The following is a 15552-nucleotide window of genomic DNA, read 5'->3' as shown; positions in this document are numbered from 1 at the left end:
TGACAGCCGGAGCTAGCGGGTTATATTAAACCTAATGGAGTGTTGTCCGAGTGGCTTAAGGAGCATGATTGGAAATCATGTATACGGGCTTAATCCTGTATCGAGGGTTCAAATCCCTCACACTCCGTAGGACTAGCTCAGTATGTTAGCCTGTTTTAGTTGGAGGATTAGCTCAGCTGGGAGAGCATCTGCCTTACAAGCAGGAGGTCACAGGTTCGAGCCCTGTATCCTCCATTATGGTCCATTGGAGCAGTGGTTTATCTCGCCTCCCTGTCACGGAGGAGATCATCGGTTCAAATCCGATATGGACCGCTATGTGCAAAGAAGTACTTAAGTATTTAAGTACTTCTTTTTTATTTCTTAATAAAAAGCTTGATATTTTAGTTAAAGTTTGAGAAGATAATATATGTAGAGAGTAAAACATACAGAGTTTAAAACATAATGGAGGACAGATTTAATATCTGCTACCATTTGAGAAAAGTATATAGATTAGATTAAACAACTGGAGTCATTAGGTTTGTTATACCTGATGACTTTTAATTTTATTTTTTTATAAAAAAAGCTTGCAATTTTTTGAACATCAGGTATACTAATAAATGTGCTTGAGATAACGACCCGTTGGTCAAGTGGTTAAGACACGGCCCTTTCACGGCCGTAACATGGGTTCAAATCCCGTACGGGTCACTCATGGAGGATTAGCTCAGCTGGGAGAGCATCTGCCTTACAAGCAGGAGGTCACAGGTTCGAGCCCTGTATCCTCCATCGTTCTGAGACTGCCGGATTTAATCGGTGGTCTTTTTTTATGCTCAAGAACGAAAGAAATTATTATTATCGGTTCAAGTCCTGATAGGATTCATAATATGTGAAGATGCCTTGTAACCGAATAGCCAGTGTCTATATAGGGGGACTAATATGGAAAAACGTTTATTTACATCAGAATCAGTTTCTGAAGGACATCCAGATAAAGTAGCTGATCAAATTTCAGATGCAATTTTAGATGCTTTATTGGAAAAAGATCCTAATGCGCATGTTGCTTGCGAAACAATTGTAACTACAGGTATGGTTTATGTTTTTGGAGAAATATCTACTAATGCTTATGTTGATATTCAAAAAGTAGTAAGAAAAACTGTTCTTAAGATTGGTTATGATAAGCCAGAATTAGGTTTTGATGGCAATAATTGTGCAGTTTTAGTAGATATTGACGAGCAATCAGCAGACATTGCGGATGGAGTTGATAATTCACTTGAAGTTCGTGAAAATAAGTCTGATTCTGATGAACTTGATCAAATTGGTGCAGGCGATCAAGGTTTGATGTTTGGTTTTGCAGTTAAAGAAACTCCAGAACTTATGCCTTTACCAATTTCATTAGCACATAAGCTTATGAAACGTGTTGCCACACTTAGAAAAGATAAAACTTTAGAATGGCTTCGTCCAGATGCTAAGGCACAAGTAACTGTTGAATACAATGAAGATAATATGCCGATGAGGGTTGATACAGTAGTTATTTCAACTCAAACTGATGCTGAAGTATCTAATGAAGAAATTCGTCGTGCGATGATTGATCTTGTTGTTAAAGAAGTAATTCCTGAAAAATATTTAGATGAAAAAACTAAGTTTTTAATCAATCCATCTGGTCGTTTTGTCATTGGAGGACCAAAGGGGGATTCAGGTCTTACTGGTCGTAAAATCATCGTTGATACATATGGCGGTTATGCACGTCATGGTGGTGGTGCATTTTCAGGAAAAGATGCTACAAAGGTTGACCGTAGTGCAAGTTATGCTGCAAGATATGTTGCTAAGAATATTGTAGCATCAGGATTAGCATATCGTTGTGAAGTTCAGCTTGCATATGCCATTGGTGTAGCTCACCCAGTTTCTATTATGATTGATACAGCAGGAACTGGTAAGGTTAGTGATGAAGTTCTTACTGAAGCTGTTCGTAATACTTTTGATTTAAGACCTGCTGGTATAATTGAAATGTTAGATTTACGTCGCCCAATTTATGAACAAACTGCAGCATATGGTCACTTTGGTAGAACTGATGTAGATTTACCATGGGAAAGAACTGATAAAACACAAGATTTGCTTGACTTTGTAGAAGAGCATAAATAAATTTAAGGAGTAATAAATGAAAAAAACAAACGTGAAAATAGTCACGCTTGCGATTTTTATGACGACTTTCATGACCGCGATTGAAGGAACGATTGTTTCTACTGCTATGCCAACTATAGTTTCAGATTTAAATGGACTTGAAATAATGAATTGGGTAGTTTCAATCTTTCTGTTAATGACGGCTGTGTCGACTCCTTTATATGGAAAACTGGCAGATAGCTTCGGGCGTAAGCCAGTTTTTTTATTTGGGATTGCAATATTCGTTATAGGATCCTCGCTCTGTGGCTTAGCACAAAATATGGTTGAATTAATTATTTTTAGAGTAATCCAAGGATTAGGTTCTGGAGCTGTTCAACCTGTTGCAATTACAATTATTGCAGATTTATATACTTTAAAAAAACGTGCCAAAATGTTAGGACTTAATTCTGGCTTTTGGGGTGTTGCTTCAGTTATTGCACCACTTTTGGGTGGCTTTATTGTTCAGCACTTATCATGGCATTGGGTCTTTTATATTAATGTACCTATTGGAATTGTGGCGCTTTTATTAGTTTTATTCTTTTTTAGAGAAACAAAATCGAAATCTAAGTCTAAATTAGATTTACAAGGAACTATTTGGCTAATTATTTTACTTTTGAGTTTGATGTTTTTCTTACAGGAATTAGGCTCTGGAATTAGTTGGGCTATTATGGCAGCCTTAGGGGCTTTAATTTTAATAAGTGTAGTTGCTTTCTTTAAAGCTGAAAAACGCGCACAAGACCCAATTATGCCGCTATCTATGTTAAAAGATAGAGAATTTCTAGCAATTAATTTAATTACTTTGCTTATTTCTGGAGTTGTCATTGGTTTTGAGTTTTATATTCCAACGTGGATGCAAGGAATTAATGGAACAAATGCCTCTTTAGCAGGGTTTGCAGTAACTCCAAGTTCCTTAATGTGGATTGTAGGTTCATTCTTAATTGGTGGAATGTTAGGTCGCTGGGGTATTAAAAAGACTTATGATATTATGTTGACTTTATTGGTAGTTACTGATTTGGCCTTAATATTAGTCCCTATTTATACTCCATTTTGGGTATTTTGCATTATAGCTGCTTTTAATGGAATAGCCTTTGGGGCAATTACTACAGCTTCTCAAGTTCGTTCACAAGTTATTGTTGGTAAAGAAGATATTGGGGTAGCTACTTCGTTTAATACACTAATGAAATATTTAGGGCAAACAATGATGGTTTCAGTTTATGGAATTACTTTTAATACGATTATTGCACATCAATTATCACGTAATCCTGAATTAACACAAAATATGATGAATAAAATTGTTTCTGCAGAAAAGGCAAAAGAATTAGCGCCAAGTTTAGTTCCGAAGTTAAGACAAATTTTATTTGCTGGATTGATTGGAGTATATGTAGTTTCATTAGTCGTTATTGTAATTTCTATAGTTTTAAACAGAATATATAAAGATCGTCAAAAAGCATAAAAATAAGCTTCGCATTAATTGCGAAGCTTATTTTTATGAACGAGTTTTTCGTTTAAAATTATAATTTACCATTTCAGGTTCAATATAAAAATGATATAGGAAAGAATATCCAAGTAATACAAATGTAATACCTTCAATCCATCCTCCAAATACATCTGAAGGATAGTGAACATGGACAAATATTCTAGTATAACCAATTAAAAGTGGAAATAATGTCCAAATAATAATTAATAAAGTTTTCCAAAATTTATTCTTAACTAACAGAATAGTTAAAATAATTAAAACTCCAAATAAAGCAGCACTACCAACTGAATGTCCTGATGGAAAGCTATATCCATCTGCATAAACTAAGTGATGAACAGTTGGGCGTGGACGCTCAATTGCATGTTTGATTATCCAGTTATAACCATTTGCAGCAATCATTACACCTGCAGTAAACCATGCATAGGCAAATTGTTTAAATAAAAGCAAAAGTACAACTAAGATAATAGTTTCAACTACAATCGTGCTAGTATTTCCGAGATTGGTAAAAGTTTTGGCAAAAGCAACATTAGTTGGATTATTATTGCAGATAATAGAAATAATAGTTTTATCAAATTGATGAATAAATTCAGAACCAGTAGAAACTAAAATTGCCCAGATAACATAAATTGTTAAAAAAACAATTCCCCATGGCAAAGTATCTCTTGGTGGACGTTTTGTATTAATCAAATTCTTCCTCCTAGCAATTAACACTTGTTTTTTTTAGCATATGTGGTAAATTATAATCATTATCCATTAGAAAATAAAGGTTAGGAAGTAGTAACAGGTAATTTTTTTCAGAGAGAGACTGGTAGCTGTAAAGTCTTATTAAGAGCTTGTGAACTTGTCCTAAGTTAGACCTATCGTATGCTAGCCGCGTTAAGGAGCATTGAGTGTCGCGCTTAGGCGCGGAACTTAGGTGGTACCGCGAAAATTCGTCCTATGATATTTATCATAGGACTTTTTTATTTAAGGAGAGTTTATGTATAATCACAAAGTTGTTGAAAAGAAATGGCAAAAATATTGGGAAGATAATGATACTTTTAAAACTGGCACTGACCCTAAAAAGAAAAATTATTATGCCTTAGATATGTTCCCATTTCCTTCTGCTAAAGGACTTCACGTAGGTCACCCTGAAGGATATACTGCAACTGATATTATGTCTCGTATGAAGCGAGCACAAGGCTATAATGTGCTTCATCCAATGGGATGGGATGCATTTGGGCTTCCAACTGAACAATATGCTTTAAAGACTGGGGAAGATCCAGCTAAAGTTACTGATGAAAATATTGCTAATTTTAAGCGTCAATTAAATAAGTTAGGCTTTTCATATGATTGGGACCGTGAAGTTAGAACTTCAGACCCTAATTTCTATAAATGGACTCAATGGGTTTTTGAACAAATGTATAAAAAGGGATTAGCATATGAAGCTGAGGTTCCAGTAAACTGGTCACCTGATCTTGGTACTGTTGTAGCCAATGAAGAAATTGTCGATGGTAAAACTGAACGTGGTGGCTATCCAGTATATCGTAGAAATATGCGTCAATGGATGCTTAAGATGACAGCATATGCTGATAGATTGTTAGAAGATTTAGACGACTTAGATTGGCCAGAACCAGTTAAGGAAATGCAAAGAAACTGGATCGGTCGTTCAGTTGGAGCACAAGTTACTTTCAAGGTCAAAGATAGTGACAAGACTTTTGATGTGTTCACTACTCGTCCAGATACCTTATTTGGAGTTAGTTACACAGTTTTAGCTCCAGAAAGTAAACTAGTTCAAGAAATTACTACCCCTGAACAAAAGGCAGCTGTAGAAGAATATATTAAGAAGATTGAATCTAAATCAGACCTTGAAAGAACTGATTTAAATAAAGATAAAACAGGTGTATTTACTGGAGCTTATGCAATTAATCCTGTAAATGGTGAAGAAGTTCCTATTTGGATTTCTGACTATGTTTTAGCAAGTTATGGTACTGGTGCAGTTATGGCAGTTCCAGCTCATGATGACCGTGATCATGCTTTTGCTAAAAAGTTTGATTTGCCACTTAAGCGAGTAATTGAAGGTGGAGATATTGAAAAAGAAGCTTACAGTGGAGATGGTAAACATATCAATTCTAGCTTTTTAGATGGTTTAAATATTAAAGAAGCTAAAAAGAAAATGGTTGACTGGCTCGAAGAACACCATGTGGGTAAAGAAAAGGTTAACTACAAACTTCGTGATTGGGACTTTAGTCGTCAACGTTACTGGGGTGAACCAATTCCTGTAATTCATTGGGAAGATGGAGAAACTACATTAGTTCCCGAAGATGAACTCCCACTTCGCTTGCCACATGCTACCGATATTAAGCCATCTGGTACGCCAGAAAGTCCACTTGCTAATTTGACTGACTGGGTAAATGTAGTTGATGAAAATGGCCGAAAAGGTAAGCGTGAAACTAATACTATGCCAAACTGGGCAGGTTCTTCATGGTACTACTTACGTTATATTGATCCACATAATGATAAAGAGCTCGCTGACTACGACTTATTAAAGCAGTGGCTTCCAGTTGATCTTTACATCGGTGGGGCAGAACACGCTGTTCGTCACCTTCTTTATGCAAGATTCTGGCATAAGGTGCTTTATGATTTAGGTGTTGTTCCAACTAAGGAACCATTCCAAAAGCTTTATAATCAAGGTCTTATTTTGAAAGATCATGAAAAGATGTCTAAATCTAAGGGTAATGTTGTAAATCCAGATGAAGTAATTGATGAATACGGTGCTGATTCTCTTAGAATGTACGAAATGTTCATGGGTCCACTTGATGCTTCAATTGATTGGGATGACAATGGTCCATCATCTACTAAGAAATTCTTAGACCGTGTTTGGAGAATGATGGTTAACGATTTAGATCTTAAGGCAATCCCTAACGAAAAAATCGTTGATGAAAATGATGGTAAACTTGATAAAGTTTATAACGAAACTGTTAAGAAAGTTACTGAAGATTTTGAAAACATGCACTTTAACACAGCTATCAGTCAAATGATGGTCTTTGTAAATGCAGCTCAAAAAGCTAAGTCTATTCCACGTGAATATGCGGAAGGTTTTGTAAAACTTTTGGCACCAGTTGCTCCTCATATGATGGAAGAAATTTGGTCAGTATTTGGTCATGATGAATCAATTTCATATGCTAAATGGCCAGAATTTGATCCAGCAAAATTAGTAGAAGCTACAGCTGAAATTATGGTTCAAGTTAATGGTAAGTTACGTGGTAAATTTGAAATTGCTAAAGATACTGACAAAGATGAAGTTCAAAAACAAGCTTTAGCAATTCCACATGTTCAAAAGTTCTTAGAAGGCAAGGATATTAAGAAAGTTATTGTAATTCCTAACAAGATTGTTAATATTGTTGCTAAATAAGTTTAATTTTTCCTAAAAAGAGAGAAAAAGATATTGTTTCTTTCTTTCAAAAATTTCAAAATAAATTAGTCAGTACTTTGAATTAGGGAAATTAAATGGAAGAAGAAAATGAATTAAATGCAAAAAATTCGCAGGATACCTTTCTAAAAGGTTCTGCATGGATGACAATTGGTTCGATTACTTCTAGAATTCTTGGAGCGCTGTATATCATTCCTTGGTATGCTTGGATGGGAAATTATGGTAATATTGCCAATGCTTTAACTGCAAAAAGTTATAACATTTACAGTATTTTTATTTTAATTTCTACAGCAGGAATTCCTGGAGCAATTGCCAAGCAAGTTGCCAAATATAATGCTTTGAATGAATATGGTATTGGACGAAAGCTATTCCGAAAAGGATTGATATTAATGACGATTCTCGGAATAGTATCAGCTGCAATAATGTACTTTGCAGCTCCGCTTCTGGCAACTAATGATGTTATAGGAGCACTGATTCACGGAGCAAAAAGTGATCCTAGACAAGTTGCAGTTATGAGAAGCTTATCGTATGCAATCTTGATTATACCGATATTAAGTATTATGAGAGGATATTTTCAAGGATATGCTGATATGATGCCATCAGCTCTGTCGCAGTTTATAGAGCAACTAGCACGTGTGATTTGGATGCTTTTAACTGCATTTGTAATTATGCAAATGCAGCATGGCTCGTATGTACATGCAGTTGTTCAATCAAACTTGGCAGCAGCTATCGGTGCTTTATTTGGAATAGGAGTTTTAGCATGGTTTTTGTTTACTAGAAGAAATCAATTAGATAATCTAGTAGAAAACTCTAATAACCAAATTCAAGTATCAACTAGTTCATTATTTGCAGAAATTATTGAACAAGCAATTCCTTTTATCATTATTGATGCTGGAATCCAATTATTCTATTTGGTCGATCAATATACATTCCACCCAATGATTGCAGGGATGGTAAATGCCAGTTCAGATATGATTGAAAGCTGGTATGCCTTATTTGCATTAAATGGTAATAAGTTGATTATGATTATTGTGTCACTAGCAAGTGCGATGGCAGTTACTGCTATCCCATTATTGTCAGCTGCACATACACAAGGTAATTACCGCAGCATTGCAAAGCAAATAAGTAATATTTTAGATTTATTCTTGTTTATCATGATTCCTGCTTCATTTGGAATGGCTGCAATTGCGACGCCAATTTATACTGTGTTTTATAGTTATGATCCTTTAGGAAGTAGCGTTTTGTATTTATCGTCATTTACTGCAATCAGTTTAGGTTTGTTTACTGTTTTAATGGCGATTTTACAAGGTTTATCTGAAAATGGTTTAGCTATTAAATATCTAGTTTTGGGATTAGTTATAAAAATTATTTTTCAATATCCAATGATTAGTTTATTTAAAATATATGGACCATTAATTTCGACCAATTTAGGAATGATTGCAATTATCTTTTTAGCTTTAAAACATTTAGAAGTAGGTTATAACTTTAACTTATCTCGAACAGGTAGAAGATTTTTGGGAATTACCACTTTTTCTATTGGAATGTTTTTGGTAGTAGCTGGAGTTCAAAAGTTGTTAACAATTTTCTTAAGTCCAGCACGTCGAATGCCAGCGTTGACTATTGTAGTAATTGCGGTTATGGCTGGAGTAATCTTTTATGCTTATATAACTTTAAAAACACAATTGGCACAAAAAGTTTTAGGAAATAAGGTTGAGCGAATTTTAAATAAATTGCATATAAGAATATAAGAAAAAGCCTGAGATTTATCTCAGGCTTTTTAGTTAATATGGGTTAACGATTGATAATGTAATAACACCAGCAAGCTCTACTAACAAGAAGCTACCGCCGATAATTGTTGAGACCATCATGTGGCTCATCTCCTTAAGTAAATATACGATTCGGTTTTCTTTACACATTTAATATATCATGGATAAGCAAATATCGGAAGCGTTTGCAATTATAAATAAAGAAAGTATTAATGGAAGCTTTTTTGTTAGTAGGGATTATGTTTTAATTAAGTATATAAAAAAGAAAGCGTACGAATGTATGGGATACTTATTAACAGCTGCGTTGTTCATTGTTATTGGTAGTTTTTGTCTTGTTTTTGGACTTGATAAGAAAAGGCCAACTAAAACACGCAAGCATTTACTTTATGTCGCTTTAATTTGTGTCTTCATTGTATGGGGATTGGTTACAGCGATTATGATGAATCCGTTGAGGTAATTATGGCAAAAATCAAAGTTATGACTGTATTTGGCACTCGTCCTGAAGCTATCAAGATGGCGCCATTAGTTTTAAAATTAAAAAGAGATAATCGTTTTGATGAAGTAACAGTTGTGTCAGCTCAGCATCGTGAGATGCTAGATCAAGTTCTAGAAATATTTAAAATTAAGCCAGATTATGATTTTAATATTATGAAAAAGAATCAAACTTTGGAGGAAATAACTTCTAAAGTGATGATTGATTTGGCAAAAGTCATTAAAAAAGAAAAGCCAGATATTGTTCTAGTTCATGGCGATACTACGACTAGTTTTGCTGCAAGTTTGGCTACATTTTATGAGCAAACAACTTTAGGACATGTAGAAGCAGGGCTTAGAACATGGAATAAGTATTCACCATTTCCTGAAGAAATGAATCGTCAAATGACAGATGACTTAGCTGATTTATATTTTGCTCCTACTAGTTTAAGTAAAGCAAATTTGATTAAAGAAAATCATACTGCAGATAATGTTTTTGTGACCGGAAATACAGCTATTGATGCACTCCAAGAAACTGTTCAAAAAGACTATCATCATGATGTTCTTGATAAAATTACACCTAACAATCGTGTGATTTTAGTTACTATGCATAGAAGAGAAAATCAAGGACAACCAATGCGTAGAGTTTTTAAAGTAATGAAGCAGGTAGTTGATTCTCATAATGATGTAGAGATTATTTATCCGGTTCATTTATCTCCAAGAGTTCAAGAAGTTGCTCAAGAAATCTTAGGTTCAGATCCACGTATTCACTTAATTGATCCCTTAGATGTGGTTGATTTTCATAATTTAGCTAAACGTTCTTATTTTATTATGACAGATTCAGGTGGTGTTCAAGAAGAAGCTCCTAGTCTTGGTAAGCCGGTTTTAGTTCTTCGTGATACAACAGAGCGTCCTGAAGGTGTAAAAGCTGGTACCTTACAACTTGTAGGTACACAAGTTGAACCAGTTAAAGAAGCAATGTTAAAGCTATTAGAAGATAAGGAAGCTTATGATAAAATGGCTAATGCAAAAAATCCATATGGTGATGGACATGCAAGTGATAGAATTATGAATGCTATTAGTTATTATTTTAAACAAGAAAAACGTCCAAAAGATTTTGAATAATAAAAAAGACAGTCAAGTTAAATTCTACTTGTCTGTCTTTTCTTTATGATGAGATTGAAGGCGCATTTTTGCACGTTCAATCATTGTATGTTCTTGTTTTTGAAATACGGATCGAGTTGTTAAATAATTAAAAACTCCTACTAAAACTTGATCAATTATTTTTACTAATAGAGCATTTAAGTGAAGCCATGAAAGTCCGACTAGCATAATTAATGTATCTGGAATTAAGCTAATAATCCTATATGTAAAGAAAACAATTAGCTTATGCCATTCAGAATGATCATGATCAACATTATTAGTAAAAACTGCCTTTTGGTTGAAGAAAAATGAAGCTAAGTTAGAAATGATAAAAGCAGCAGTATTAGAAATAACCATCGCACTGTGCCACCACTGATGTAAAATCATGAAAGCAACTGTATTAATTAAAGCTGCTAAAAATCCAAATAGCATATAAGCCCAAAGATTGCGATGACGTTTGACTAATTTTTGCCCTAATTTGCGGATATTAGCTTCATCAGAAACAACCACGTCTTGATTTTTTTTAGCCATTTAACTTATCAGCCATTTCCTTTGCGGCGTTGTCAATTTTATCAATTGCTTCATCATCTGGAGCATTTTCAATGGTTACTGGCGCAGTAATCTCACTAGCACCTATTTCTTTAAATAACTTTTCAAAATCAAAAACATTTTCGCAGAAGTGTTCACCATAAGTCTTGTCTCCAGATCCCATTACAGCAAAGTGCTTTCCAGTAAGATCTAAAGTCTTTAATTGGTCGTAAAAGTCAGCTGTTTCATCGGTCATTTTGCCTTCGCCATAAGTATAAGTAATGAAAATACATAAGTCACTATCTAAGTAATCACTTGCATCAGAAAAAGTTACATCACTTGAATCTACTTCAAAACCGTAATCTAATAAATCTTCTTCTAAAATATCTGCCATGTCTTCATCATTACCAGTCATGCTGGCGTAAACAATTTTTGCTTTCATTAAATCTCTTCAACCTTTCTTAATGAGTACAACTTATTATTATACATTATTTTCTTATTTTACCGTACTACTTTAGTAAAGTTAACAAAAACGTTATAATTAAAGTATCTATAATTTTTTATAACAAAGGAGAAAATATTTTGATTACAATTAAATCAGTTCGTGAACTTAAAGGTATGCAAAAATCAGGCCGATTACTTGCATCTATGTTTGAAGGTTTACGCGATGTTATTAAGCCGGGAATTTCTACTTGGGAAATTGAAGAATTTTGTCAAGATTTTGTATCAAGTCGTGGAGGACGTCTTTCTGAGCAAGGTTTTGAAGGATATAAATATGGTACTTGTGTTTCAGTAAATGATGAAATTGCTCACCAAACTCCAAGAAAAGACAGAATTCTTAAAGAAGGCGACATTGTTAAGGTTGATGTAACCTGCAATCTTGATGGCTATGAAACAGACTCATGTACTACTTATCCAGTAGGTAAAATTTCTAAAGCTGATGAAGACTTAATTGAAACTACTAAAAAGGCAATGTATTTAGGAATTGATCAAGCTGTACTTGGCAATCGTATTGGTGATATTGGTGCAGCTATTCAACATTTTGTAGAAGTAGAACACCCATATGGGGATGTACGTGAACTTGTAGGTCATGGTATTCAACCAACAATTCACGAAGATCCAGAAGTTCCTCACTGGGGTAAAGCAGGTCATGGTCTTCGTCTTCGTGAAGGAATGACAATTACTTGTGAACCAATGGTTGAAGCAGGTGGAGATTGGCATATTGATCAAAGAACTGTTGATGACCCTAACGATGATTGGGTTTACTATGCAACTCCAGATGGTTCAAACGCTGCTCAATTTGAACATACTTTTGCAATTACTGCAGATGGTCCTAAGATTTTAACTTTGCAAAAGCCATACGATGGTCTTGAGAAGTACATCCCTCATTTTGATGAAATGGATGACTAACAGGTGAGCTATTATAAAAAAAGAAGGTATTTTACACCGTCTGAAAAAATTCTATCCAGTTCTTTCTGCTAAAATCTCAAAGGGTGAAATTACTGTCAGTTCTATAGTAATTGCGTATTATATTTTGTTTTCAATATTTCCAATAATTATTATTGTTGGAAATATTTTGCCATTATTTTCTATTGATATTAATCCTATTGCTGATTACATACGAATGGTATTTCCTGATAGGGTAGCAGAGTTTATCATGCCAATAGTTAAATCTTTATTAAAGAGTAACTCTACAGGATACATTTCTTTTGGTATTGTATTTGCTATTTGGTCATTTTCTTCGTTAGTTAATGCGATTAGGATTGGGATGAATCGAATCTACGAGGTTCATCGGGCAGAACTCAAACAAAATTTTTTAATGTCAATTTGGACTCGTGGCTTTAGTGTACTTTTGACAACGTTAATGATTGTAGTCTTTACAGCTGCAGCCTTAATTTTTATTTGGGGACAGTATATTTTAGAAAGTTTAAAACCTTATCTTGCTTTTTCTGTTCAAGAAATTCAAAAAATTCTAAGTTATCGTTATCCTGTGGTAATTATTATTATGATTTTAGCGGTTTGGTATTTAAATTTTGCTTTGCCAAATATTCGTTTGAAAAAGCGTGTAATTTGGCCTGGAGTTTTTACAACTGTAGCTGGTTGGAGTATCTTATCTTACTTGTTTGGTTTTTACTTAAATAATTTTAAAATTAGTTGGGAAAACTATGGTATAGTTGGAACTTTTATTATGTTTATGCTATATCTCAATCTTAGTTCCCTTTTATTATTATTTGGTACATGTGTAAATGCTACTATTATTCAATTACGTGTAGGTGATGTCCCATATTCGCCAGGTAGACTGGCAGAATTTATTCATTGCCGTAGACATAATAAAAGGTAGATGAAGCATCAACATTTTGGTAAGATAAATCAGAGGGTAGAATTTATGTAGAAAGTGTGTGTTTTTATGAAAGTTAGAAAAGCCGTTATTCCAGCAGCAGGTTTAGGTACTAGATTTTTGCCAGCTACTAAAGCAATGCCAAAAGAAATGTTACCAATTGTTGATAAACCTACTATTCAATTTATTGTTGAAGAAGCTAAAAAATCAGGAATTGAAGATATTTTAATTGTTACTGGTAAAAATAAGCGTTCAATTGAAGACCATTTTGATGCAAATCCTGAACTTGAACAAGATTTGGAAGAAAAAGGCAAAACTAATTTGCTTCACTTAACTCAAGAAATTACTAACTTAGGAATTAATTTATACTTTACACGTCAACCTCATCCTGCAGGTTTAGGGGATGCAATTTTACGTGCAAGAAGTTTTGTAGGAGATGAGCCATTTGCAGTTATGCTTGGAGATGACTTGATGGATGACAAGACTCCATTAACTAAGCAGTTAATTGATCGCTATGATAAGACTCATGCTTCAACAATTGCAGTTATGAAAGTTCCTCATGAAGAAGTTTCTAAATATGGTGTAATTGCTCCAAACGATGAAATTGAACCAGGATTAATTAATGTTGATTCATTTATTGAAAAGCCTGAAGTTGATAAGGCTCCAAGTGATTATGCAATTATTGGACGTTATCTTTTAACACCAGAAATTTTTGAAATTTTAGCAAATCAAAAGCCGGGTCGTGGTGGAGAAATTCAATTGACTGATGCAATTGATACGATGAATAAGACACAGCGTGTATTTGCTCATGTTTTTAATGGTGAACGCCATGATGTGGGTAACAAGGAAGGTTATCTTGAAACTTCCATTGAATATGGTTTAACTCACCCTGAGACTAAAGATGATCTTCGAGAATACATTATTAAATTAGCTAATGAACTCCAAGCTCATGATAAGAAAAATAATAAAAAATAATTATTGAAATTTATAAAAGTAGTCTAATTAGGCTACTTTTTTATATTTTTTAAAATTTTCTATTATAACAATGCAGAATATTGCAACTTTTATTCAAACTTAATAAAATTAGTTTGTTATAAGTTAATATAAAAGGGTTTGAATAATAATGAAAGATATTTATATCGTTGCAGCAAAACGTTTACCATTTGGTAAATATCGTGGCTTTTATCAAAATAAAAATGCTGTAGAATTAGGAACCATGGCTTTAGTAGAAACACTTAAACAAAGTGAAGTTCCTAAAGATCAAGTCGAAGCCGTTTTTATGGGAAATGTTATTTCTGCTGGACTTGGTGAGAATATGGCTCGTCAAGTTGCACTAAATAGTGGCTTACCAGAAACCACTGTAGCAACTACTGTTAATGATGTTTGTGGTTCTAGCTTGAAGGCTTTGAGACTTGCTCAAGGACAGATGGTAATGGGCGACTTACATTTAGTTGCTGTAGGTGGTAGTGAAAGTATGACTAATACACCTTTTGTTGTTGAAAAGAAGTATAAGGATGAAGCAGGTGACCATTTACAAAATACTTTGTTGAAAGATGGTTTAATTGATGCTTTTTCTGGAAAGCACATGGGATTAACTGCTGAAAAAGTTGCGGAAAAATACCAAGTTTCTAGAAAAGAAATGGATGACTTTAGTTTAAATTCTCATCAAAAAGCAGCTAAAGCAATTGAAGAAGATGCTTTTAAAAATGAATTATTGCCAGTTGAAATTAATGGTGAAACTTTAACTCATGATCAAACAGTACGTCCTGACACTAATTTAGAAGCCTTGGCTAAATTAAAACCAGTTTTTAAAGAAAATGGAAATGTGACTGCAGGAAATGCTTCTCCACTTACTGATGGAGCAAGTATGATAATTTTGGCAACTGGTGAAAAAGTTAAAGAATTAAACTTAACTCCACTTGCTAAGTTAGGTGAATTTGCGGAAGCTGGATTTGATCCAAGTTTGATGGGTTATACTCCATATTATGCAGTTAAAAAGTTGCTTGATAAAACTAAATCTACTATTGATGATTATGATGTAGTAGAAATTAACGAGGCTTTTGCTGCACAGGCAGTAGCTTTGCAAAGAGATTTAAATATTCCAGATGAAAAATTAAATATCCTTGGTGGAGCTATTTCATTAGGTCATCCACTTGGAGCAACAGGAACTAGATTGATTTCAACAGCATTAAGTGCTCTTGAAAAAGTAAATGGCAAAAAAGCTTTAGTTACCCTTTGTATTGGTGGGGGTCAAGCTATTGCTTATGAAATTAAGAAGTGATATAAA

At 34.0% G+C, this 15552-nt stretch carries 14 protein-coding genes, 5 tRNA genes, 1 riboswitch and 1 other annotated feature; of the genes, 15 read left to right on the top strand and 4 right to left on the bottom strand.

Going from position 1 to position 15552, the window contains the following annotated elements; genetic code table 11:
• Window positions 1-36: 36 nt before the first annotated feature.
• From ACTHPI_RS05790 to ACTHPI_RS05760, 7 genes are all read left to right on the top strand, one after another.
• Window positions 37-127: transfer RNA gene (locus ACTHPI_RS05790), tRNA-Ser, on the top strand.
• A gap of 34 nt (window positions 128-161) precedes the next feature.
• Window positions 162-234: transfer RNA gene (locus ACTHPI_RS05785), tRNA-Val, on the top strand.
• Window positions 235-238: 4 nt separating this feature from the next.
• Window positions 239-312, top strand: a tRNA-Asp gene (locus ACTHPI_RS05780).
• Window positions 313-612: 300 nt separating this feature from the next.
• Window positions 613-684, top strand: a tRNA-Glu gene (locus tag ACTHPI_RS05775).
• A gap of 5 nt (window positions 685-689) precedes the next feature.
• A tRNA-Val gene (locus ACTHPI_RS05770) sits at window positions 690-762 on the top strand.
• A gap of 67 nt (window positions 763-829) precedes the next feature.
• A riboswitch (SMK box riboswitch) is annotated at window positions 830-915 on the top strand.
• Window positions 913-2112, top strand: coding sequence for a methionine adenosyltransferase (metK, locus tag ACTHPI_RS05765; protein ID WP_445353221.1), 1200 nt, complete (start codon window positions 913-915; stop codon window positions 2110-2112). It overlaps the preceding riboswitch by 3 nt.
• A gap of 16 nt (window positions 2113-2128) precedes the next feature.
• On the top strand, window positions 2129-3583 hold the full coding sequence (locus ACTHPI_RS05760) for an MDR family MFS transporter (protein ID WP_445353220.1): 1455 nt from the start codon (window positions 2129-2131) through the stop codon (window positions 3581-3583).
• A 33-nt stretch (window positions 3584-3616) separates the two neighbouring features.
• On the opposite strand, the gene ACTHPI_RS05755 is transcribed toward ACTHPI_RS05760, so the two are convergent.
• Window positions 3617-4294 carry a phosphatase PAP2 family protein gene (locus ACTHPI_RS05755; RefSeq protein WP_445353219.1) on the bottom strand — a complete coding sequence of 226 codons (678 nt, stop codon included), beginning with the start codon at window positions 4292-4294 and terminating at the stop codon, window positions 3617-3619.
• Window positions 4295-4368: 74 nt separating this feature from the next.
• Window positions 4369-4550, top strand: a binding site (T-box leader).
• Between the two features lie 36 nt (window positions 4551-4586).
• On the opposite strand from ACTHPI_RS05755, the gene leuS reads away from it, so the two are divergent.
• Both leuS and ACTHPI_RS05745 read left to right on the top strand, forming a co-directional pair.
• Window positions 4587-7001, top strand: a complete 2415-nt coding sequence (leuS, locus tag ACTHPI_RS05750; RefSeq protein ID WP_445353218.1) for a leucine--tRNA ligase — start codon at window positions 4587-4589, stop codon at window positions 6999-7001.
• Window positions 7002-7096: 95 nt separating this feature from the next.
• Complete coding sequence (locus ACTHPI_RS05745) at window positions 7097-8767, top strand: putative polysaccharide biosynthesis protein (RefSeq protein ID WP_445353217.1); 1671 nt, start codon at window positions 7097-7099, stop codon at window positions 8765-8767.
• A 33-nt stretch (window positions 8768-8800) separates the two neighbouring features.
• Here the strand turns inward: ACTHPI_RS05745 and ACTHPI_RS05740 are convergent, their stop codons facing one another.
• Complete coding sequence (locus tag ACTHPI_RS05740) at window positions 8801-8935, bottom strand: hypothetical protein (protein WP_445353216.1); 135 nt, start codon at window positions 8933-8935, stop codon at window positions 8801-8803.
• Window positions 8936-9065: 130 nt separating this feature from the next.
• Here ACTHPI_RS05740 and ACTHPI_RS05735 point away from each other — a divergent pair, with 130 nt between their 5' ends.
• Window positions 9066-9242 (top strand): hypothetical protein, encoded by a 177-nt coding sequence (locus tag ACTHPI_RS05735; RefSeq protein WP_445353215.1) that lies wholly within the window; start codon window positions 9066-9068, stop codon window positions 9240-9242.
• 2 nt (window positions 9243-9244) lie between these two features.
• On the top strand, window positions 9245-10381 hold the full coding sequence (gene wecB / locus ACTHPI_RS05730; protein WP_445353214.1) for a non-hydrolyzing UDP-N-acetylglucosamine 2-epimerase: 1137 nt from the start codon (window positions 9245-9247) through the stop codon (window positions 10379-10381).
• A gap of 24 nt (window positions 10382-10405) precedes the next feature.
• Here wecB and ACTHPI_RS05725 read toward each other — a convergent pair whose 3' ends face one another.
• Entirely contained in the window at window positions 10406-10930 is a 525-nt protein-coding gene (locus tag ACTHPI_RS05725) for a GtrA family protein (protein WP_445353213.1), read from the bottom strand.
• On the bottom strand, window positions 10923-11369 hold the full coding sequence (locus ACTHPI_RS05720) for a flavodoxin (RefSeq protein ID WP_445353212.1): 447 nt from the start codon (window positions 11367-11369) through the stop codon (window positions 10923-10925). The genes ACTHPI_RS05725 and ACTHPI_RS05720 overlap by 8 nt, the downstream gene beginning before the upstream one ends.
• A gap of 140 nt (window positions 11370-11509) precedes the next feature.
• Between ACTHPI_RS05720 and map the strand changes: the two genes are divergently transcribed.
• The 4 genes from map to ACTHPI_RS05700 all read left to right on the top strand — a co-directional run bounded on the left by map (window position 11510) and on the right by ACTHPI_RS05700 (window position 15546).
• Window positions 11510-12337 carry a type I methionyl aminopeptidase gene (gene map, locus ACTHPI_RS05715; protein WP_445353211.1) on the top strand — a complete coding sequence of 276 codons (828 nt, stop codon included), beginning with the start codon at window positions 11510-11512 and terminating at the stop codon, window positions 12335-12337.
• A gap of 28 nt (window positions 12338-12365) precedes the next feature.
• A complete protein-coding gene (locus tag ACTHPI_RS05710; protein WP_445353229.1) occupies window positions 12366-13268 on the top strand; it encodes a YihY/virulence factor BrkB family protein in 903 nt (300 codons plus the stop codon).
• A gap of 66 nt (window positions 13269-13334) precedes the next feature.
• Window positions 13335-14240: a UTP--glucose-1-phosphate uridylyltransferase GalU gene (galU, locus tag ACTHPI_RS05705; RefSeq protein WP_445353210.1), complete on the top strand. Its 906-nt coding sequence runs from the start codon at window positions 13335-13337 to the stop codon at window positions 14238-14240.
• A 148-nt stretch (window positions 14241-14388) separates the two neighbouring features.
• Entirely contained in the window at window positions 14389-15546 is a 1158-nt protein-coding gene (locus tag ACTHPI_RS05700) for a thiolase family protein (protein WP_445353209.1), read from the top strand.
• Window positions 15547-15552 lie beyond the last annotated feature (6 nt).

It is taken from the genome of Lactobacillus sp. PSON (assembly GCF_052615405.1).
Note: the sequence above shows the minus strand (reverse complement) of the source record. Positions and strands in the feature narration are given on the sequence as shown.

Coding starts and splice junctions, on each gene's coding strand:
- ACTHPI_RS05740 (WP_445353216.1), bottom strand. CDS start 8,935: ATGTGTAAAGAAAACCGAATCGTATATTTACTTAAGGAGATGAGCCAC.
- ACTHPI_RS05735 (WP_445353215.1), top strand. CDS start 9,066: ATGGGATACTTATTAACAGCTGCGTTGTTCATTGTTATTGGTAGTTTT.
- ACTHPI_RS05745 (WP_445353217.1), top strand. CDS start 7,097: ATGGAAGAAGAAAATGAATTAAATGCAAAAAATTCGCAGGATACCTTT.
- ACTHPI_RS05700 (WP_445353209.1), top strand. CDS start 14,389: ATGAAAGATATTTATATCGTTGCAGCAAAACGTTTACCATTTGGTAAA.
- galU (WP_445353210.1), top strand. CDS start 13,335: ATGAAAGTTAGAAAAGCCGTTATTCCAGCAGCAGGTTTAGGTACTAGA.
- leuS (WP_445353218.1), top strand. CDS start 4,587: ATGTATAATCACAAAGTTGTTGAAAAGAAATGGCAAAAATATTGGGAA.
- ACTHPI_RS05760 (WP_445353220.1), top strand. CDS start 2,129: ATGAAAAAAACAAACGTGAAAATAGTCACGCTTGCGATTTTTATGACG.
- metK (WP_445353221.1), top strand. CDS start 913: ATGGAAAAACGTTTATTTACATCAGAATCAGTTTCTGAAGGACATCCA.
- wecB (WP_445353214.1), top strand. CDS start 9,245: ATGGCAAAAATCAAAGTTATGACTGTATTTGGCACTCGTCCTGAAGCT.
- ACTHPI_RS05720 (WP_445353212.1), bottom strand. CDS start 11,369: ATGAAAGCAAAAATTGTTTACGCCAGCATGACTGGTAATGATGAAGAC.
- ACTHPI_RS05725 (WP_445353213.1), bottom strand. CDS start 10,930: ATGGCTAAAAAAAATCAAGACGTGGTTGTTTCTGATGAAGCTAATATC.